The sequence below is a fragment of the Sphingobacterium multivorum genome, assembly GCF_900457465.1.
Lineage (GTDB): Bacteria > Bacteroidota > Bacteroidia > Sphingobacteriales > Sphingobacteriaceae > Sphingobacterium > Sphingobacterium multivorum.
Window position 1 is genome coordinate 179361 of record NZ_UAUU01000011.1, and the last position, 19643, is coordinate 199003.

A 19643-nucleotide genomic window follows, 5' to 3' on the forward strand; every position below is an offset into this window, starting at 1 on the left:
ATGTTTTTTTTCAACTAAATAAGGGTATATCATTTAATTGATTAAAAATGAATGTGTGTTTTTAAATATTGTTTAGTAATTTTCGGAAAAACCAATCACAGGAAACTTTGGGTTTCTAAATTAACTAAGGTTGACCGGAGCACTGTCTTTTTCTGGAGCTTCTTTGAGAGCTAGTGGAATATAGTAACATGTAGTTTGCGCTCGTAGCGTTAGCGTATTAACGGAGAATTATACAATAAATAAAGATATATACATGAAGGTAGATTTAATGAAACAGCGTGGAATGAAATCTTTAGGGCTGGCACTTCTATTGCTGAGCACTCCAGCTATTTTTGCTCAAAATAAAGAAGCGATGGTTTCGTCAATTGTGCAGGAGGCAAATGCAAATTCACAATTGGAGAAGTATGCGTTTGAGCTTGTCGATATGATTGGCCCCCGTCTTGTCGGGAGTCCACAAATGCAACAGGCGCATGATTGGGTTGTCAAAAATTATAATGCGCTTGGCGCACAAGCCCGCAATGAGCCCTATGGTGAATGGCGTTCGTGGGAACGAGGAACTTCTCAGGTGACGATGACCTATCCCCGCATAAAATCTTTGGAAGGTACACAGTTGGCGTTCAGTCCCGTGACCAAGGAGAAAGGGGTTGAAGCCGAGGTTGTGGTAATGCCTTTATTTAGTTCCCCGTCTGATTTTCAGTCTTGGCTTAAGACAGTCAAAGGCAAGATCGTATTGATTGGAATGAATCCGCTTTCAGGACGGTCAGATGCCAACTGGAAGGAGTCAGCTTCCCCGAAAGGTTATGAAAAATATCAAGCCTTAAAAAATGATCAGTTGAAAAAATGGGAGAGTAGTATGTCCTATACGGGAAGCACGCGTCGGACATTGCCCTTGGCTTTGGAGAATGCTGGCGCCGTTGGTGCCATTGATTCCTATTGGACAGAGTTGCCTGGTATTACACGGATTTTTGATGCGAAGTCCAAACAGATTCCGGTATTTAACGTAGGGCTGGAAGATTACGGTCTGTTATACCGCATGGCAGAACATGGGGTCAAACCTCGGGTTTCGCTGCAGGGAAATTCAAAAGAGCTTGGAATATCAAAGACCTATAATAGTATCGCAGAGATCAAGGGAAAGGAAAAACCGGGCGAGTATGTTGTGCTTTCGGCACATCTAGATTCGTGGGACGGCGCTTCGGGAGCGACAGACAATGCGACAGGAGTAATTACCATGATGGAGGCTGTCCGCATTTTAAGGAAGGTTTACCCGGATAATAAAAGAACGATTTTGGTCGGTAACTGGGGAAGTGAGGAGCAGGGGCTGAATGGCTCTTCAGCTTTTGTCGAAGATCATCCCGAGATCGCTAAAAATATACAGGTGGTATGGAATCAGGATAACGGCACAGGGCGAATTGTCCGGATAGGGGGCAGTGGTTTTGAAAAATCTTACGAATATATAAGCCGCTGGGTGCAATATTTGCCTGAAGAGTTCCGTAATGAAATCCAAACCAGTTTTCCAGGTATGCCGGGGACGGGGGGAAGTGATCATTCTTCTTTCGTTCAAAAAGGAATTCCGGCCTTTGGGCTCTCTTCCACATCCTGGGACTATGGTAAGGTGACCTGGCACACCAATCGGGATACCTATGATAAGATTGTGTTTGATGAAGTAAAACAAAACGCCATTATCGTTGCGATTTTGACTTACCTTGCCTGTGAAGAGCCTGCTTTGGTCTCCCGCGATAAGATCACATTGCCAATTGATAAAGATGGCAAGCCGACGGTATGGCCAACTAATCTACAGTCTAAAAGAACGAGTGGCAACTGATGATGAAACAGCTCATTTTTGTTGGTCTATTTTTGGTGTGCGCCCTACTCTCTAATGGACAGGTTTCATTTGCCAATTTAGAAAACTACAGAACCGAGTGGTTGATCCTCCGTGAAAATAATAATTCTCTGGTGGGGATCCGTAGTTTCACGACAAATACTGTAAAATATTATTTGACGGTAGATCCTACTACACTGCAAACGCGTATAGTAGGAGATCGATCGGTCAGCGTTCTGTACAACGATGCGGCTCAGGTTACAAAAAGTCTAAGTGGTTCGGTATACGAAAGCTGCTTCTCTTTAGTCAGAAAAACTGAAAACAACTTACAGGATGCGGGGCTGAATTTTAGGCTTCCCAAAGAGGCTGGTATTAATTTGACGATTGATCTATGTCCTTCACATAAACCTTTGGACAGGGCTATTTTTGAAGATCTTCTCGCTGCATTTAAGGGGATAGATCGCAGCCTGCCACTGGCCGTTTCTGTTTCGGGTAAATGGATGCTAAATCACGCCGCAGATCTAGCATGGCTAAAGTCATTGGATGCAAAGGGAGTAAAGATTACCTGGGTCAATCATACGTATGACCATGTTTTTACTAGTAATCCTTTAACATCCAATTTTTTGCTTTCCAAAAATACGAATCTAGGTTATGAAGTGTTGGAGAATGAAAAATTGATGCTGAAAAACGGTCTTCTGCCTTCGGTATTTTTTCGTTGTCCGGGCTTAGTTTCCGATCGGCGTATCATTGAGCAACTATTGTCCTATGGTCTTATTGCGGTAGGCTCGGATGCCTGGTTGGCAAAAGGGCAGCAGGCCAAAAACGGAAGTATTGTCCTGATTCATGGTAATGGGAATGAGGAGGTTGGGGTGCAGGATTTTATCCGATTGCTTCGGACAAAATCTCAGGCCATAAAAACAAAACACTGGACATTGTATAGTTTATCCGAAGGCCTGGATCAGGAGTCACATTAACCTGTACTAAATTGCATAAAAAAGGGCAGTCCAAATCTTTTTGGATAGCCCTTTTTGTGTTGTCTTGTTTTCCTGAGTTTATGACGGATTTTTGAGGTGCTGATTGAAGTAGTCCGCAATTTTTTCGTACATATGAATACGGTCTTTTCCCATTACATTGTGCTCATGAGTCGGGTATAGAAAATAATCTACTTGCTTTCCGGCTTTAATACAGGCTTCTAAAAACTCCATGCTGTTTTGTTGTACAACGACAGGGTCTTGTGCGCCGTGAATAATCAATAGTCTTCCTTTCAGTTGATCGGCTTTATTGAGGAGCGATGTCAATTTATAACCTTCCGGATTTTCTTGCGGCGTGTCCATGTAGCGTTCGCCGTACATCACCTCATAAAATTTCCAGTCGATTACAGGACCTCCAGCTACTGCAGCCTTGAAGATATCGTTATGATGGAGCATGAAGGAAGTTGTCATAAAACCACCGAAACTCCACCCGAAAATACCCATGCGCTGTTGGTCAACAAAAGATTTTGATTTAAGGAACTCTATTCCTTTCATCTGGTCGGCCATTTCGTTTTGACCGAGGTTGCGATGCGTAGCTGTATAGAAATCACGGCCTCTGTAATTCGTGCCGCGATTATCCATCGTGAAGACGATATAGCCCTGTTGCGCCATATACATATCAAAATATCCAGCGCCTCCTAGCCATTTGTTGGAAACAAGCTGCGAATGTGATCCGCCGTATAAATAATACATGACCGGATATTTCTTAGCTGGATCAAAGTCGTTGGGATAAATGATACGTCCTGTCAATGGGTATTTCCCATCTGCAGATGTCAACTGTACAAATTCGATTTTAGGATCATTTATTTTTCCGGAAAAAGGGTTTTCTGCATTGACTAAGGTAGTTTCTTTAGCAGATTTAACTTCTTTGACCTGAACTTTATTTGGTGTTTTTAAATTACTATATTGATCGTAGATATACTTGCCATCGCTACTTAGTGCAGCATGATGCGTACCCGATTCATTTGTTAATTGAACCGTTTTCCCAGATTTTAGGTCGACCTCAAATAATTGGCGATCTAAACCGTTGTTGGTGACTCCTGTATAGCTAACTTTGCTGCCATCAGCCGAAAAGTCGAGCAATGCCTCCATAACGATGTCTTTATAGCCGAGTTTTTTGATCAGATTACCTTCCGTGTTGTAGAGGTAAAGTTGATTATAGCCATCTCTATCGGATTGATAAAGGAATTGATCCGGTTTGTTTGGTAAGAATGTCAATGGGTTTTCAGGTTCAACCCAGGTTGTCGCAGTTTCTTCAAACAGGGTTTTGACCAAAGAACCGTTTTCTGCATTATATTTGTTGACTTTAAGATCATTTTGCCCACGGTTAAGTACTCCGACGTAGATGTATTTACCCGAAGGATCCCAGGTAACCATGGTCAAATACTGCTCTGAATGCTCACCGGTTTGAAGGGTTACCTTTTGTCCCGTAGTGGTGTTGTAAACGATCAACGAAACTTCTTCCGATTTTTGGCCTGTCATTGGATATTTAATCCATTTGATATTCGTAATTTTGGAACTCCATTGCGGTAATGGATAATTGGCGACCATCGTTTCGTCTTTGTGATAGTACAGCAGTTTGTCATTTTGATTGTTCCACCACATTCCTTTCTTGATGCCAAATTCCTGGCGATGGGTGTAATCACTACCATTGACAATTCCTTTGTCGTTATCGTTGGTGACGGAAGTAATTTTGCCGTCTTTGTCAACAATTGCGATGTTATTGTCTACTAAGTAGGCGATTTTTGAAAAATCCGAACTTACCTCGCGATTAGTTCCCTTGTTGTCATTGCCGATAAAGCTTTCAATATTTTTTGATTTGATATTGTAAGCCACCGTGTAAGTTTTATCTTTTCCATCGACTTGGAGTAATAGCGCGTTTCCATCACGCCATTTATAGTCGTAAGGAAACATCCGCAGATTGAATGTTTCGCCCGGAATAGCCGTTTTTAGTGCTTTTTCGAGGTCTGTTTTAGAGACCAGATTTGTTTCGCTCCAGTTGCTGGAAGCGCTTTTTGATAATAGATTCTGATACGATTTATCGAGATAGGAGAGGTTGTTTGATTTTGGGATCCACGATGCTCCGGCTATTGATGTTGGGGCGTAAGTTCGGGGTCCAAATACTGTTTCTTCTAAATTGAGGTTGCGTTGTGCATAGCTGCTGATGGAGCTTGCCAACAAGAAGAATAGCGCAATTCTTTTCATTAAACTGTAATATTGTGTGAATGTTTATACACAACGGCATACGTGAGCCCATTCCAGTGGTTATTTTGCGCTTCATTAGTCCAATAATCACATGAGGCTTCTAAACCTGTTGCGATAGGAAATTAAAGGCACAAGTAGCTCATTACATTCCGTTTGTTTTTAAATTTTATAGGGCTAAATTAGGGAAATAGCCCTATAAAACCTAGTACAGAATTGTTGCTTTTCTAACTTAAATTGTTTGTTGTAAACCGCTACGTCTTGCTGCTAAGTTATAGTTTACGTAGCCAGATGTTTCTGAACTGGACCAGATCACCATGATCCTGCAATACAATTGGACCTGGGCCGTGGCTTATTTGCTTTGGTAGTCCGATATATTCGGTTGTGCCATCGATTTGGGTATTGTTTTGTACAACGACGCCATTATGGAGGACCGTTACTGTTCCTTTAGCGGTCAAGATTCCATCCTTATTGAACTGAGGGGCTTTATAAATAATATCGTACACATGCCATTTTTCCGGAGCAATTACCTGCGCCAGGGGTGGGCGTTGTTTGTAAATACTGCCCGCTCCGCCATTGACATAGGTTGGGTTGTTATTGTTGTCCAATACCTGAATTTCATAAAGCCCTTGTAGGAAAATTCCGCTATTACCTCTTCCTTGGCCCTCGCCTTTGATTACTTCGGGGCTTTTCCATTCAATATGCAATTGAAAATCGCTAAAGTGTTCGTTGGTCTCAATGGCTCCAGCCCCCGGTTTTACTTCAAGTACGTTGTTGGCTACCGTCCAATTGGCTTTGCCTTTTTCACTTTTCCATTGACTAAGATCCTTGCCGTCAAAAAGGACAATGGCATCGCTTGGTATACCCTGATTGATTGTAACTGTCGGTGGTACCGGACTATAATATTCGGTGTCGCTGGGTTTCATATTTGTTTGGGCCTGTAATGCAGTGGCGCCAAATAAGAGTGTTGTTGCTATCGCTGAGGATAAAGAAAAGTTCATCTGTTGGGTTTTTGGTATGGTTAAATATACAAATAATCCCACTTGTTTGGAACAATTTCAGTAGGTTTGTGCATGGCAACCATTTTACAGACAGTATCGCTGAAAGAAGCTCGGTTCTATGCACCAATAGGTTACTATGAAGAAGAACAGGTGCTAGGCAATGAATTTTTTGTTTCTATTGACGTATGTTTTCCCTTTTTGAATGCCGAGACAGAGGACTTAAACAATACGCTCAACTACGAAGAACTTTACCAGATTACAGCCGGTGTCATGCTACCTAAACGCAAACTACTGGAATCTGCGGCTTCAGAAATACTTGAACAGATTCGGGAAAGAGTATCCCATGCTCTGACGATCGAAGTGGTGATACGCAAATCGAACCCTCCCTTTGGAGGGGACCTTTCTTGCTCCCAAGTTAGTCTTAAATATTTTAAGGATTAAAACGAAACTGGATCAGCGATATACCAACTGAAAGATTTAGTTTTGCCAATCGTTATCTGATAGTCTTAAATTAATAGTATGAATATTTACGATCTTGTCATAGCCGATAAGGAAAGGATTGCTTTGGAGGATGTTTTCTTGGAAAAGGACAGCCGTCAAAAGCTGCATCAGCTGATTAAAGAGCATCGTTATATTAAAGAGCTTTCGCAATATGGTCTGCCGGTGAGCAATAAGATTTTACTGCACGGTTATTCGGGTTGCGGAAAAACAACAACGGCGAAAGCGCTGGCTACAGCGCTTGAAAAACCAATTTATGTGTTGAATTTGAGCAACCTCATTTCTTCTCGTATTGGCGAAACCTCGCAGCACATCAAACAGGTCTTTGATAAAGCAGGGCGTGAAAAAGCAGTTCTGTTTTTAGATGAATTCGATCAGATCGGAAAGGCGCGGATTAGTGAAGAAAAGGATGTGGGTGAAATGCGCCGTCTCGTGAACACCATTATACAGCTGATCGATTATTTTCCTGCTGAAGCGGTATTGATTGCAGCAACGAATCATCCTGAAATATTGGATACAGCCATTATCCGGCGGTTTCAGCTTCGTTTGGCTTTTGAGTTGCCGACCATAGTACAACTGGATGCCTATTATGATAAATTATTTACGCCATTTCCACATTATGCTGATGTCGTACAGCGACGCTATGGGATCTCCTATGCAGAGGCTAAGGACTATATTTACGATGCTGTCAAATTCTTATTGATTGCTTCGCTGGAACAAAATCAACCTTAATGGTTTTTTGAACGTTACGTTTCGGATGCCTAATAAAATACCAACTTCTGATAACATCTTTTTCTCTTATATGATACACTACTATTCGAACGCTCTGTTTGAGGTGCTCAGTAAAAATAACAACGTTTCATAAAAGATTTTTCTCTTATACGGTACGCTGCTAATTGAGCGCTCTGTTTAAGACTCTTAATAGAAAATGACAATTTCTGATAAACTGTTTTATCTCCTATACGTTAGTCTGTGTATAGGGACAATTTGGGATAGGGGGCAGGGAGCCCGCTAATGACCTATTGATCGCTAGGTAGTTGGAAACAGTTGTTTTTAAGACAAAATGACATTATTTTTTATTTTTAAATGACATTTTGTCTTTTAAAACCTGCTGGTACGCAAATTGAATAGCTCTCTTCAAATAGGTAGAACAAAAAAAGCTTAACAATAAAATAAAAAATTAGGAGGACAAAAAAATGGCATTAATTAAATTCCCTACAAAAAGTTTAAACACGGATGCAGTAAATCCATTTGTGAACACTGTATTCGACAACTTATTCAATGATAACTTCATCTCCGATCGTTTGGTGTCCCGTGTACCTGCGGTCAATATATCAGAAACTGAAAAATCCTTTAAAATTGAAATGGCAGCGCCTGGATTGGATAAATCTGATTTTAAGATCAATGTCGATAAAAATCTAATTACCATTTCAGCTGAGAAAAAAGAGGAAAGTGTGAGTGAAGAAAAATTATACAGCAAAAAAGAATTCAATTATTCTTCGTTCTCAAGATCATTTACCTTGCCAGAGACCGTAGATTACAGCAATATCGAGGCTGCCTATGAAGGTGGTATATTAATTTTGACTGTTGGCAAAAAAGAAGATGCAATCATTGCAAAACGTTTGATTGAAGTTAAATAATCCAGCAGCATACAAGAAATAGTTCATTTTGGGAATGACCAAAGGTGAGCAAAAGACAATAGTTTTTAGGTTTAGTTTATGTTTTAATCCCTCGGAATTCCGTTTGCGTTCCGAGGGATTTTTTTTATCAGGATGGTCCTGACATGATGAAAAGACTATTCAGTTTCCGCATAGTTTTCAGATCGGGGAATTTTGGCGAGATAAGGCTCCATCTCTTCTGGTAACTTCGTTAATTTCCGCTTATGAAGGTCGAGCCAGGCTCCATCGACGTTGACGGTACAGCACAAAACTCCGTCATTACGAAAAACTTGGTGTATAAATGAGAAACGACTATTTGTTTTGTTGTATTTCGTCAGTTCTACTTTTACCTGTACATATTCATCTAAATGCACTTCTTTAAAATAGATGAGTTCTTCCCGAAATAAAATTGGACCGATATGAAATTCGGCAAATTTATCCAGTGAAAAGCCCATTTTGTTCAACATGTTACTGCGGGCCTGTGCGCAGATATCAGCGTAAGCAGAATGCCGCATATGTCTATTTGCATCGATCTGCGCCCATATAATCTGACCTTGATAAAATATATTCTCCATAATCTTCAACGATTAGCCTCTTTTTTCATAACAATTTACATATTTTTAAATAAAGCTGTAACACTTTGTTTGTTTGCTATACTTATTACCTAAATATATTTAAAGAAAAATCGCTAGGTGAACCCATCAGAAATAGAATTTCTTCGACTGATTGACGAGAATAAAGGTATTCTCGTTAAGGTGAGCCGTATGTATATGGATGATCATGAAGGGCGACAAGATCTGTATCAGGAGATCGTCTATCAGCTGTGGAAATCCTATGCAACATTTAAGCAACAGAGTAAATTTTCAACGTGGATGTACCGTGTTGCCCTCAATACCGCAATGGTATTCTTAAAAAAAGAAAAGAAACATCAGATTTATGATACGTTAGAGGAACGACATGATTTTGCAGAAGAAGCTTACGATACCGATAAAGATGAGCAACTGAACGTTTTTTATCAGGCCGTTCAAGAGCTCAACGCCATTGAAAAAGCCCTGATATTTTTGTTTTTGGAAGGTCAGAGTCATCGCGAGATTGCAGAAAATCTGGGTATATCGGAAGTCAATGCCCGCGTAAAATTAAACCGCACGAAGGAGCGAATTCAACAAATCATTAAAAAATACAAGTATGAATTTTGATGAGTTAAAAAAATCTTGGCAGCAACAGCCTACAGACGAGGATTTACAGAATCCAAATCTCAAATACTATAAGGAAGTCGGCAATATCATGGGTAAGCTGCGCAAGAATATCAAACGTGAGTTTATCTCTTGGGCCGTGTGTATGGGCTTTCTGTTTTTGGTGCCCATCTTACCGATATATAAGATTGAAGGTTATGCTGCATTTGCCTATTACTTTTTTATCGTACAGATATCCTTATCTAGTCTTTTATATTATCGGAGGTTCTTTTATTTGGTAAAGAGTACGAAAAAGATCGAGTTGTTGGCTTCTAAAGAACACTTGCTCAAATTGTATTACGATTTGAAGTATGCCGTAGAGACCTATCGGATCGCGGCCTACGTGATGATACCGCAAGCTCTATTTCTTTATCTTATTATGATCGCACAGAATCGGACTACCGTCTGGTTTGATCGATTATACCATTTCAAGGAAACTTTCCAACAGGATCCAAACTTTATTGTGTGGATGATCCTTTCCGCAATTGCTTCCATTATTCTTGTTGTTGGTCTGACAGAATTTATGATTCGTGCTTATTATAGCAATTATATTACACAGATAAAGGAAAAGCTAGATCAAATGGAAGCCGAATAGTTTACAACGTCCTTGTATTTATTTTATGCTGTTGAAGACTTGATTTTCCGTTCAAAATGGCTCGAACTAAAATAGGTAAGGTTTTTGTTTCATCTCCTTCTGATTAGTTTTTTTAGTCCATATGGAATATCCGCTTCATTTTATGCTTGTTTGCTTTTTGGGGCATGGATATTTCGTATATTGTCATTGAAAACCATTGTCCGTTATGTTTAATCCGACAAAGAAGTTACAGCGCAGTTCCCAGATCTTAAGTATATTGGCCAAATATGGTTTTAAAGATGCGATCGCTCGATTGCCGTGGAAGGGACCCCGATCTGCTGTAGAACATGCTATTGACGTCGATAATATCAGTGTTTATGCCCGTATTCGCATGGCTCTTGAGGAGCTCGGTCCGGCTTTTATCAAGCTTGGACAATCAGCTTCGACGCGGGAGGGGTTGTTGCCCAAAGATCTCGTAGATGAACTTAAGCGCCTTGAGGATAATGTTCCCCCTTTTGAAGTGGATATTAAATCTTATCTCAAAGAAGAACTTGAGCTGGATATTGATGGGCATTTCCAGGAGATTACTGCCGAACCTTTTGCTGCGGCCTCTATCGCACAGGTATATCGCGCAATCTTAAAAGATGGAACCCAAGTCGTTTTAAAAGTCCGCCGTCCTGGCATCGATGAGGTTATGCGCTGTGATCTGGCACTTATGCGTGATATTGCCAAAATCCTAACCATGTACAATGATGTACTGGAAAACCTTAACCTTCTGCTGATTGTTGAATCTTTCGCTACGACCATGCAGGAAGAGATGTCCCTGGTGATTGAGCGGCATAACATCGAACGCTTCACAAAGAACTTTAAAGGAAATAAACTGATCATGGTACCCCGTGTTTATCCTGAACTCTCGTCGGACCATGTTCTTTGCATGGAATATCTCGATGGTTTCAAGGTAAATGATGCCGATGAAATTAAGCGTCGGGGAATGGATGTCCAAACGCTGGTAAAAAATGGGATCAATTTATACCTTGAGCAAGTGATTATCCATGGTTTCTTTCATGGCGATCCGCATCCCGGCAATATGATGGTGATGCCGGATGGGCGGATTGCTTTTTTGGATTTCGGAAATATGGGTAAATTATTGGGGATAGACCGTAGGCAGCTTGAAGAGTTTATTCAATCGGCTATTTCCGAAGATGCTGTCCGGCTTGCTGACGTAATTGAAGACGTTGCCGTGGTGAGCCATATTCCGGATCGTAACCGGTTTGAAAGATCCCTATATGAGATTTTCGATATGATTGATAATGTATCTCTCGGGGATCTTAGCTTAGATTTATTGTTCAATAAATTGTGGAACATCATTGGTGACAACCGCTTGTATTTTCCGGAATATATTTATCAGTTGATGCGGGGCATTTCGTTGATGGAAGGTATTGGACGCCAGTTATATCCCGATCTTAATATTATGGAGAGTATCAAGCCCTTTGCACGTAGGATTATGATGGAGCGGCTCTCTCCAGAGGCAATCTTCAAAAAAGGAAAACATAAAGTTGAATCTTTTGCGCGCGATGTCGAAAAACTTCCTGAAGATATGCGCGCCCTTGTGCGCTTATTTCGAACAGGAAATTTTACACTCAACCACCGTCTGATCAGTGCGCGATCTTTTAATGCTATTTTACGCAAGGGGGTCAATCGTATTGTCATCGGAATTATGTTTATGTCACTCAATTTACTAGGTGGGATGATTATTGTCGCACGCGTAGAACCACAGTGGTGGGGAATTCCCATTTTTGCTTGGATATGCCTTGGCTCAGCATGGGTCTTTGCCATATATTTATTTGTTGCTATGATCCGAGCAAAGGACAACGATTAACCGGGGTTAGAACGCATTTTCAGCCATGATGATTGGCTATGCATACATACACGCTATAAAATAAAAAATAAAAAGATATGGAAATCAATCTAAATGGGAAAAAAGCCCTGATCGGAGCGAGCTCTGCTGGTATAGGTGCAGGTATTGCCCAAGTGCTTGCCTCATGTGGCGTATCTGTAACATTGGCTTCCCGACAGGAGGAAAAGCTACAACGTACCTGTGAAGGTCTTGATACCTCCAAAGGACAGGTACACCAATATATCGTGGTGGACTACAATGATCACGAAGCATACAAAAAGCAGATAACACATTATTTTGAGTCGAATAAGGTTGATATTTTAATCAACAATTCGAATGGGCCGCAAGCAGGAACCATAGACCAAAAAAATTTGGCGGATTACCAGCATGCTTTTGAACTCTTATTTCAAAATCACTGTTACACGACCTCATGTGCGCTGCCTTATATGTTGGCAAATCGATACGGACGTATTATTAATGTGTCTTCTTCAACTGTGAAAGAACCGGTATCTAATTTAGTGTTGTCTAATACGATCCGTACAGCATTGCTTAGCTGGAGTAAATCGCTGGCAACGGATGTCGCTAAAGAAGGGGTGACGGTCAATAGCATCTTGACAGGCCTTTTTGATACGGACCGTATCCAGTCGCTAACCAACCTTGACGCTCAACGTATGGGTATATCCTACGAGGAAGCGCTACAATTGCGGTTGAAACAGGTTCCTGCGCAGCGTCTGGGTAAATCTGAAGAATACGGTTATCTCGTCGCTTTCCTTTGCTCCGAATATGCAAGTTATCTGACTGGAGCCAATATTCCTCTGGACGGCGGGATGTTAAAAGGCTTATAAAAAATGAGCTGCTCAATTACGTCAGGTCAAAGCCCTTGATTTGAGCATTCCATAGCTGATTGCTGTAGCCAGAACTCGGTGTAAAATTGCATAAAAAGGGGTGTCCAATCCGTTTGGACACCCCTTAATGTTAGTGTGATTTATTATTTTCAATTAGTTCAACACCAATTCGGTGTTGACAATGATGTCGACATCAGAAGCATCCGCTTCTACACCTGAAGGTAATTTATCATTGTATTTCATGCCGAAATCCTGACGGTTAATTTTTGTTTTAGCTGTAAATCCAGCACGTGTTTTTCCCCAAGGATCCGTAATGATTCCACCGTTTTGTATTACCTCGAAAGTTACTTTTTTCGTTACATCACGGATCGTCAGATCCGCTATCATCACATATTTTCCTTTTACTTTCGCATTTTTAAAACTGATAGACTTTAATGTCATTTTAGGGAATTTTTCCGCAGCAAAAAAATCATCGGTCTTCAAGTGGTTGTCACGTGCAGCAATGCGCGTATCGATACTGTTGACGTCGATAGAGAAATTAACTTTGGCATTATTGAAACTTGTTCCTGTTGGGGTTTCAACTGTTCCTTCTACCTTAGTAAATTCACCATCAACAAAGCTGATACCAAGGTGTTTTACATCAAATCTTGCGTTGGTATGTGCAGGGTCTGCAGACCATTTTACTTGTGCCACAGCAACATTAACCATTAATACTGCTACTGCCAGAATTTGGAAAAATTTATTCATCTTATTTTCTTTTTTTATTTATCTAACCTTCAAAAGTTTAAATTGTTTGTTTGAACAAGCTTCTGCAAAGGTGGGATAAACAGACAAAGAAAAAATTGATGTAGGTCAAGAATTTCGATTCGGCTTTAAGATCTGCCTTTTTAGGCGGCTAAGAAACTCCTGCGTAACACCAAGATAGGAGGCTAATTGCATATTGGAGATCCTCGGATAGATTTTAGGGTACCTTTTGATGAAATCCAGATAGCGTTCCTGTGCAGTGAAACCTATGCTCGAGATAATACGGTGCTGCGATGCGATTTGCGCACGTTGTGCCATAATCCTGGAGAGTTTCTCGAAGATGGGATGATCTTCGTAAAGTTTGTCCTTAGCCTTTTTTGAAAGGGTCAGGACGACGGAGTTTTCCAGGGCCTGAATGTTTTGGAGGGCCGGCTCCTGATAATTGAAGCTGGCAATATCACCGATCCACCAATCTTCAATTGCAAACTGTAGGATATGTTCAATCCCATCGGCGGTGACATAGAATGATTTAAATAAACCGCTGATTACGTATGCTTCATGGTGGCATACCTCGCCTGCCCGGAGAAAGTATTCTTTTTTCTTTATTTTCCGTACCTGATAACGTGAGACGATGTCATTTAGTTCTTCCTCAGTGACATCAATACGCTGTTTTACAAATTCCCTGAATTGTTCCATTTGGCTGTAAAATACGAATTTTTTGCCATGCTAATTGAATAAGTTGTCCAATTCCTATCAATTCTAAGGTAAAATAATTCAGTTGCAGGGGATTTCTTGCATTCAATTTTGTCAACACGGTGATAAAATCTACATCTTGGTGTAATATTTGACCGGATATTCGCAAAATTCAGATAGTTTGATCAATAATTGGTATCTTTTGTCAGATTTAAAATCTTTGAATTGCTATAACTATAAAAGTGTCTCATGAAGTTTGTCGCCCCCAACACCCTTGAAAATGATAAGGTCGTATTACGCATCATCGAACCAACGGATTTTGATACGCTGTATCAGGTTGCCAAAGATCCCCTGATCTGGGAACAGCATCCCAATAAGGATCGCTGGAAGGAAGAGGTTTTTCAGGGATTTTTTGAAGGGGCCTTGGAAAGTAAGGCTGCTTATTTGATCCTGGATAAGGAAAGTGGAGCCTGCATTGGGAGCACCCGGTACTATGGACTTGATGAGGCGGAAAAATCTATTTTTGTTGGATATACGTTTTATGCCCGTGCGTATTGGGGGGCAGGAATTAATCCCTTGGTCAAAGAGATGATGTTTGACTTTGCCTTCAACTTTGTGGATCGAATCTATCTGCATGTGGGGGCAGAAAACTATCGTTCTCAGAAGGCCGTGGAACGTTTGGGCGCTATTAAAGTGGCCGAAAAGATGGTCAGCTATGTAAATGAGCCAGAACGTAAAAATTTTGAATACGCATTGGAAAAATCCGCTTGGCGGCGGATCAAGAGATAAAGCCTTATTATCCCTTGATGCCGCTAAGTATACTGCCGATAATGACGGTTAATACAATCAATGTAATGATGATATAAAGCCTGTCCTTTTCGATTACAAAACCAAACAGTGAACCAATCACCCGTACGATAGGTGTACAAATCAATAAAAGAACACCCAGCTGTATAACTTGGGGAATATTTCGGCTAAATGCCCCCGAAATAATTCCAGTAATTGTTGTATTGGAATTCCCTTCACCGACAAAATCTCGATAATTCGGTACGGTGTCCTGTCCATGAACAATCAGGTAGAAGATACCGCCGAGAATAAGAATAGAGGAAGCCAATATAACGCCTATTCTTAAAATTTGTCCTACCAACAGTGAGATGTCTTTGTCTCCCCAATAGTGTTTCGAAAATACTTGTTTCATTTTGAGTAATTAGGTCCTTCATTGTCTAGCGGAAGGACGTTACAAACTTAAAATCCTAAATCGGGTAAGCTACCGTTTTTAGAATTTATGCTGGAATCCGTTGAAGATCATTTCCAAGGCCACCAAAGTAATAGCGACGGCAAAAATGATACGTAAAGTCTTTGGGTTCATGCGCTTTAAGAGTTTGGATCCTGTAATGGCACCGCATAATACACCCAGGATAACCGGAAAAGCAATACCTGGATCCATATATCCTCTTTGTAAATAGACCACTGCAGAAGCAGCTGCGGTGACACCGATCATAAAGTTGCTCGTTGTCGTACTGACTTTAAATGGAATTTTCATCATGCTGTCCATCGCGAGTACTTTAAGGGAGCCCGAGCCAATGCCTAATAATCCGGAAAGTATTCCTGCAACCCCCATCAAAGAGAAGCCGCCGACGACGTTGGTCAGCTTATACGGGATCAATTTTCCATCAGCAGGGTAGGTGCTATTCAGTTTCAATTTTTCAGCCAAAGCAGAACCGCCGGATAGCGCATGTTCGTTTTTCTTCCGTATAGTCATAGCTGCGGAGAAGATCAGTACAATACCAAAAATGATTGCAATGGTATTCGTCGGCATGTAAATGGCGATGACAGCCCCGATAACAGCACCAATCGTGGTCGCTATTTCTAAAAACATGCCAAGCCGGATGTTGGTGATGCCTTCTTTGACATAGGCTGTGGCTGCACCGGATGATGTCGCTATGGAAGCCAACAAGGCCGCTCCAATGGCATAACGGATATCGACATGAAACAGAAGAGTCAATAAAGGGATGACAACGACCCCTCCGCCTAAGCCTGTCAGGGATCCTAAGAGCCCTGCTACAAAAGCACCCAGGAGAAGGATGATTGTAAAGGTGAGAATAGTCATAAATATGTGTTTGTTTGTGTGATCCAAAAAACAGCAGCTGTTTAATGGAAGGTAATTTGTTGTAAACTTAAGGGCTTTTTATTGCTTTTGAAACTTTAAACCTGGAATAGATACAAATGTTACATCAAAAGTATTATCAAAAAATGGTACTGCCTGTCGCTTCACAGCCTGAGGCAGTACCGATGACCTTTATTGGTCTAAGTATATAGTATATAAAATATGGACAATATTATTCAGCTATTGTTTGTTGTACCTTTTCTTTTCTGTTGAAGATATCGTAGATGATTGGGAATACCAACAATGTCAATATCGTCGCTGAGATTAATCCGCCAATGATGACGATCGCCAAAGGTTTCTGTGATTCCGAACCTATACCGGTCGATAATGCAGCCGGCAACAGCCCGATGGAAGCCATGAGTGCCGTCATGACCACAGGTCGTGTTCGCGATTTTACACCTTTATAAATAGATTGGTCATTGGGTAGGCCTTCCTTCTTATTCTGATGGAATTCTGAGATCAGGATAACACCATTCTGGATACAGATCCCGAATAATGCGATCATACCTACCCCTGCCGAGATTCCAAAATTCATACCCGTCACGTGCAAGGCGATAATTCCACCGATCAGTGCAAAAGGAACGTTGGCCAACACGAGCAGCGAATCCTTGATATTTCCGAATAGAATAAACAATAGAAAGAAGATGACGATCAAACTGATCGGTACAACCTGTGCTAGGCGGTGTGTCGCACGCTGCTGATTTTCAAATTGTCCAGTCCAGCCAATAGAATATCCTTCCGGAAGCTTAATTTTACTTACTTTTTGTTGTGCTTCAGCTATGGTGCTTCCTAAGTCACGGTCACGGATGGAAAATTTGATGCCGATATAACGTTTGATGTTGTCGCGATAGATAAAAGCAGCACCATTATCTTTTTCAATGGTCGCGATACTTTTCAACGGAATTAATGTGCCATCACCACATGGAACCATCAGCTGTGCAATATCCTTTTCTGTTTTCCGATATTCGGGCGCATAACGCAGTCGAATGTTGAATTTGCGCTCACCATCGTATAAAATGGAAGCGGTCTTTCCGCCAAAGGCCATTTCCAGTACCGCCTGTGCATCTGCTGGCAGGACATTGAATGCCGCCATACGGGTCCGATCCAATACCACACTAACTTCAGGTTGGCCGATATTTAAGATGATACCAGGTTCTTTAATACCTTGAATACCTTTGACCTGTGCATAAACTTCTTTCGCCAGGCGGTCTAAGGTCGCGAGGTTATCGCCAAAGATCTTGATGCCGTTTTCGGCCTTGAAACCAGCAACGGCTTCAGCAACATTATCCGAATAGGCTGCGAATAGTTATAGGTGATCCCCTGGAATTGTTTGAGTTTATGGTCCATCTCTTCAATCAGCTGATCCATGGTGATTTTACGTGTCCATTCCTCTTTAGGTTTTAGGGCCACAGCAAACTGAACAAAGCCAAACCCATTGGGGTCGGTACCGTCGTTGCTTCGTCCAGTTTGGGAAAGTACGCCGGTGACCTCAGGAAAAGTTTCTAAAGTACCCTTTAACAGTTTGGTTGTTTTAACCGATTCACGTAATGAAGTGCTCATGGGCATCTCGGCAGTAACCCAAAGGGAACCTTCATTTAATGTCGGTAAAAACTCTGTCCCTAAAAATTTTGCAGAAAATAAGATTGCAGCTAGTAAAGTAATTGCAACGATCATACTCAGACGCTTGTTTCGGAATGTAAATCCAAAACCTTTGGCGACAATTCTATTCCAGAATTCAACAAATGGATTGTGGCGTTCTTTTACATTTTTATTGAGCAGAATATGCGATAAAGCCGGAACGAGTGTCAAGGTAAACAGTAATGCACCCAGCAAAGCAAAACCCAGGGTAAAGGCTAGTGGCGAAAACATCTTTCCTTCTACTTTTTGGAAGGAGAATATGGGCATCAAGGAGGTGATGATAATCAGCTTGGAGAAAAAGATTGCTTTTCCCAAACCTGTTCCTGTCTGTTTGATCCAGCCGGCTTTGGCCATTTTGTTGAATTTCTCCATACCCAGCTTATGAGCCTGGTGATCCAACATGACAAATATCCCTTCCACCATGACCACGGCACCGTCGATGATAATACCAAAGTCTACTGCACCCAAAGACAACAGGTTGGCGCTCATGCCAGCTAGTTTAAGACATTAGAAAAGCAAAAAGTAAGGCGAGGGGTATAATGATAGAAACGATGACCGTCGTGCGCCAGTCTGCCATAAAGAGCAATACCATCAAGGTGACGAGGACAATACCTTCAATCAAGTTGTGCATAACGGTATGGGTCGTGAAATCCATGAGATTGTCACGGTCATAGAAGGTTTGCATTTTGACATCTTTGGGAAAGGATTTTGTTGTTGAGCTCGTCTATTTTCGCTTTTACAGCGGTCAGGACCTCTCTTGGATTTTCGCCTTTCCGCATCACGATGGTTCCTGCTACCACATCATCATTCTTACCAAAACCAGCTTGGCCCACCCGAGGCATTGCGCTTTCTCTGACCTCGGCTACATTTTTAACAAAGACCGGATTTCCCTTTTGGTTGATTACCGTGATGTTTTCGATATCATTGATCGAGTTGACCAAACCAATACCGCGTACGACGTAGGACTGGCCACTTTTTTCGATGACATCTCCACCGACGTTCAGGTTACTTTTGCTGACAGCATCAAATACCTGTAACAGGGTCAGATTAAATTTGTCGAGTTTGATGGGGTCGGTAACTTATTTCGTAAACCAAATCCTGTCCACCAAAAACGTTGATATCGGCTACACCAGGGACACCACGCAAAGCGCGGTCAATGACCCAGGTCTGCAAAGTAAGGAGGTCGCGCGAATTGCGTTGATCGCTATGCAATGTATAACGGAAGATTTCGCCTGTAGGGCCGTAGGGGGGCTGTACTTCAGGGTCTACATTGTCTGGCAGGCTCACAGACCGCATGAGGTTGTTGACCTGATTGCGGGCAAAAGTGTCGTCGACACCATCATCAAAGATGATTTTAACAATAGAAAGGCCAAACATGGTGGTGCTCCGTATGCTAGTTCTCTTTTGGACTGGACTCATGCCCAGTTCGATTGGTGTCGTTACGAAGCGTTCGACTTCCTCCGCACTCCTTCCGTTCCACTGGGTAATGATGGTTATTTGTGTATTGGTCACATCGGGAAATGCCTCAATGGGCATGCTTTTAAAGCTAATGAAACCAGCAATAGCCAAAATACCGACCCAAATAAAGGTAAACGCTTTATTTTTAATGGAAAAGGCGATGATATTTTTAATGAATTTGTTCAT

General features: G+C 41.5%; 20 protein-coding genes and 1 pseudogene. 10 read left to right on the forward strand and 11 right to left on the reverse strand.

The genetic code is table 11. The annotated features are described in order from the left end of the window. Positions 1 to 253 precede the first annotated feature (253 nt). Together DTA23_RS17690 and DTA23_RS17695 are read left to right on the forward strand one after the other, a co-directional pair. Positions 254 to 1822, forward strand: a complete 1569-nt coding sequence (locus DTA23_RS17690) for a M20/M25/M40 family metallo-hydrolase (protein WP_112375533.1) — start codon at positions 254 to 256, stop codon at positions 1820 to 1822. After that, on the forward strand, positions 1822 to 2793 hold the full coding sequence (locus DTA23_RS17695; RefSeq protein WP_070562908.1) for a polysaccharide deacetylase family protein: 972 nt from the start codon (positions 1822 to 1824) through the stop codon (positions 2791 to 2793). Before DTA23_RS17690 ends, DTA23_RS17695 begins: the two co-directional genes overlap by 1 nt. Positions 2794 to 2871: 78 nt before the next feature. Here DTA23_RS17695 and DTA23_RS17700 read toward each other — a convergent pair whose 3' ends face one another. Beyond that, complete coding sequence (locus DTA23_RS17700) at positions 2872 to 5055, reverse strand: S9 family peptidase (protein WP_112375534.1); 2184 nt, start codon at positions 5053 to 5055, stop codon at positions 2872 to 2874. Positions 5056 to 5324: 269 nt separating this feature from the next. After that, positions 5325 to 6053, reverse strand: coding sequence for a 3-keto-disaccharide hydrolase (locus DTA23_RS17705; RefSeq protein ID WP_070562903.1), 729 nt, complete (start codon positions 6051 to 6053; stop codon positions 5325 to 5327). A gap of 72 nt (positions 6054 to 6125) precedes the next feature. Here DTA23_RS17705 and DTA23_RS17710 point away from each other — a divergent pair, with 72 nt between their 5' ends. The 3 genes from DTA23_RS17710 (at position 6126) to DTA23_RS17720 (ending at position 8191) form a co-directional block, all read left to right on the forward strand. Next, positions 6126 to 6494 carry a dihydroneopterin aldolase gene (locus DTA23_RS17710; protein ID WP_046672427.1) on the forward strand — a complete coding sequence of 123 codons (369 nt, stop codon included), beginning with the start codon at positions 6126 to 6128 and terminating at the stop codon, positions 6492 to 6494. 78 nt (positions 6495 to 6572) lie between these two features. Next, the gene (locus DTA23_RS17715; protein ID WP_070562900.1) at positions 6573 to 7283 is read left to right on the forward strand and encodes an AAA family ATPase; all 711 of its coding nucleotides are present in this window, start codon (positions 6573 to 6575) and stop codon (positions 7281 to 7283) included. Positions 7284 to 7747: 464 nt separating this feature from the next. Next, entirely contained in the window at positions 7748 to 8191 is a 444-nt protein-coding gene (locus tag DTA23_RS17720) for an Hsp20/alpha crystallin family protein (protein ID WP_112375535.1), read from the forward strand. Positions 8192 to 8346: 155 nt separating this feature from the next. On the opposite strand, the gene DTA23_RS17725 is transcribed toward DTA23_RS17720, so the two are convergent. Then, positions 8347 to 8784: an acyl-CoA thioesterase gene (locus DTA23_RS17725; RefSeq protein ID WP_070562894.1), complete on the reverse strand. Its 438-nt coding sequence runs from the start codon at positions 8782 to 8784 to the stop codon at positions 8347 to 8349. Positions 8785 to 8901: 117 nt separating this feature from the next. Here DTA23_RS17725 and DTA23_RS17730 point away from each other — a divergent pair, with 117 nt between their 5' ends. The 4 genes from DTA23_RS17730 to DTA23_RS17745 all read left to right on the forward strand — a co-directional run bounded on the left by DTA23_RS17730 (position 8902) and on the right by DTA23_RS17745 (position 12757). Continuing rightward, positions 8902 to 9405 carry an RNA polymerase sigma factor gene (locus tag DTA23_RS17730; protein ID WP_112375536.1) on the forward strand — a complete coding sequence of 168 codons (504 nt, stop codon included), beginning with the start codon at positions 8902 to 8904 and terminating at the stop codon, positions 9403 to 9405. Next, entirely contained in the window at positions 9395 to 10036 is a 642-nt protein-coding gene (locus tag DTA23_RS17735; protein WP_070562889.1) for a hypothetical protein, read from the forward strand. Before DTA23_RS17730 ends, DTA23_RS17735 begins: the two co-directional genes overlap by 11 nt. A gap of 205 nt (positions 10037 to 10241) precedes the next feature. Then, the gene (locus tag DTA23_RS17740; protein ID WP_112375537.1) at positions 10242 to 11894 is read left to right on the forward strand and encodes an ABC1 kinase family protein; all 1653 of its coding nucleotides are present in this window, start codon (positions 10242 to 10244) and stop codon (positions 11892 to 11894) included. Positions 11895 to 11971: 77 nt separating this feature from the next. Then, positions 11972 to 12757: an SDR family oxidoreductase gene (locus DTA23_RS17745; protein ID WP_112375538.1), complete on the forward strand. Its 786-nt coding sequence runs from the start codon at positions 11972 to 11974 to the stop codon at positions 12755 to 12757. 153 nt (positions 12758 to 12910) lie between these two features. Here DTA23_RS17745 and DTA23_RS17750 read toward each other — a convergent pair whose 3' ends face one another. Continuing rightward, the gene (locus DTA23_RS17750; RefSeq protein ID WP_112375539.1) at positions 12911 to 13504 is read right to left on the reverse strand and encodes a YceI family protein; all 594 of its coding nucleotides are present in this window, start codon (positions 13502 to 13504) and stop codon (positions 12911 to 12913) included. 105 nt (positions 13505 to 13609) lie between these two features. After that, the gene (locus DTA23_RS17755) at positions 13610 to 14197 is read right to left on the reverse strand and encodes a Crp/Fnr family transcriptional regulator (protein WP_070562877.1); all 588 of its coding nucleotides are present in this window, start codon (positions 14195 to 14197) and stop codon (positions 13610 to 13612) included. Between the two features lie 246 nt (positions 14198 to 14443). Between DTA23_RS17755 and DTA23_RS17760 the strand changes: the two genes are divergently transcribed. Continuing rightward, positions 14444 to 14983, forward strand: coding sequence for a GNAT family N-acetyltransferase (locus tag DTA23_RS17760; protein WP_046672418.1), 540 nt, complete (start codon positions 14444 to 14446; stop codon positions 14981 to 14983). A gap of 7 nt (positions 14984 to 14990) precedes the next feature. On the opposite strand, the gene DTA23_RS17765 is transcribed toward DTA23_RS17760, so the two are convergent. The 6 genes and pseudogenes from DTA23_RS17765 to DTA23_RS30505 form a co-directional block, all read right to left on the reverse strand. Next, on the reverse strand, positions 14991 to 15392 hold the full coding sequence (locus DTA23_RS17765) for a DUF1634 domain-containing protein (RefSeq protein WP_070562870.1): 402 nt from the start codon (positions 15390 to 15392) through the stop codon (positions 14991 to 14993). A gap of 78 nt (positions 15393 to 15470) precedes the next feature. Further along, positions 15471 to 16304, reverse strand: a complete 834-nt coding sequence (locus DTA23_RS17770) for a sulfite exporter TauE/SafE family protein (RefSeq protein WP_070562867.1) — start codon at positions 16302 to 16304, stop codon at positions 15471 to 15473. Positions 16305 to 16533: 229 nt separating this feature from the next. Then, positions 16534 to 18488 (reverse strand): annotated as a pseudogene (locus tag DTA23_RS30490) (efflux RND transporter permease subunit). A 10-nt stretch (positions 18489 to 18498) separates the two neighbouring features. After that, positions 18499 to 18684: an efflux RND transporter permease subunit gene (locus tag DTA23_RS30495; RefSeq protein WP_370445115.1), complete on the reverse strand. Its 186-nt coding sequence runs from the start codon at positions 18682 to 18684 to the stop codon at positions 18499 to 18501. Next, positions 18668 to 19066, reverse strand: coding sequence for an efflux RND transporter permease subunit (locus DTA23_RS30500; protein ID WP_370445157.1), 399 nt, complete (start codon positions 19064 to 19066; stop codon positions 18668 to 18670). The genes DTA23_RS30495 and DTA23_RS30500 overlap by 17 nt, the downstream gene beginning before the upstream one ends. Then, positions 19047 to 19643 carry an efflux RND transporter permease subunit gene (locus tag DTA23_RS30505; protein ID WP_370445116.1) on the reverse strand — a complete coding sequence of 199 codons (597 nt, stop codon included), beginning with the start codon at positions 19641 to 19643 and terminating at the stop codon, positions 19047 to 19049. Before DTA23_RS30505 ends, DTA23_RS30500 begins: the two co-directional genes overlap by 20 nt.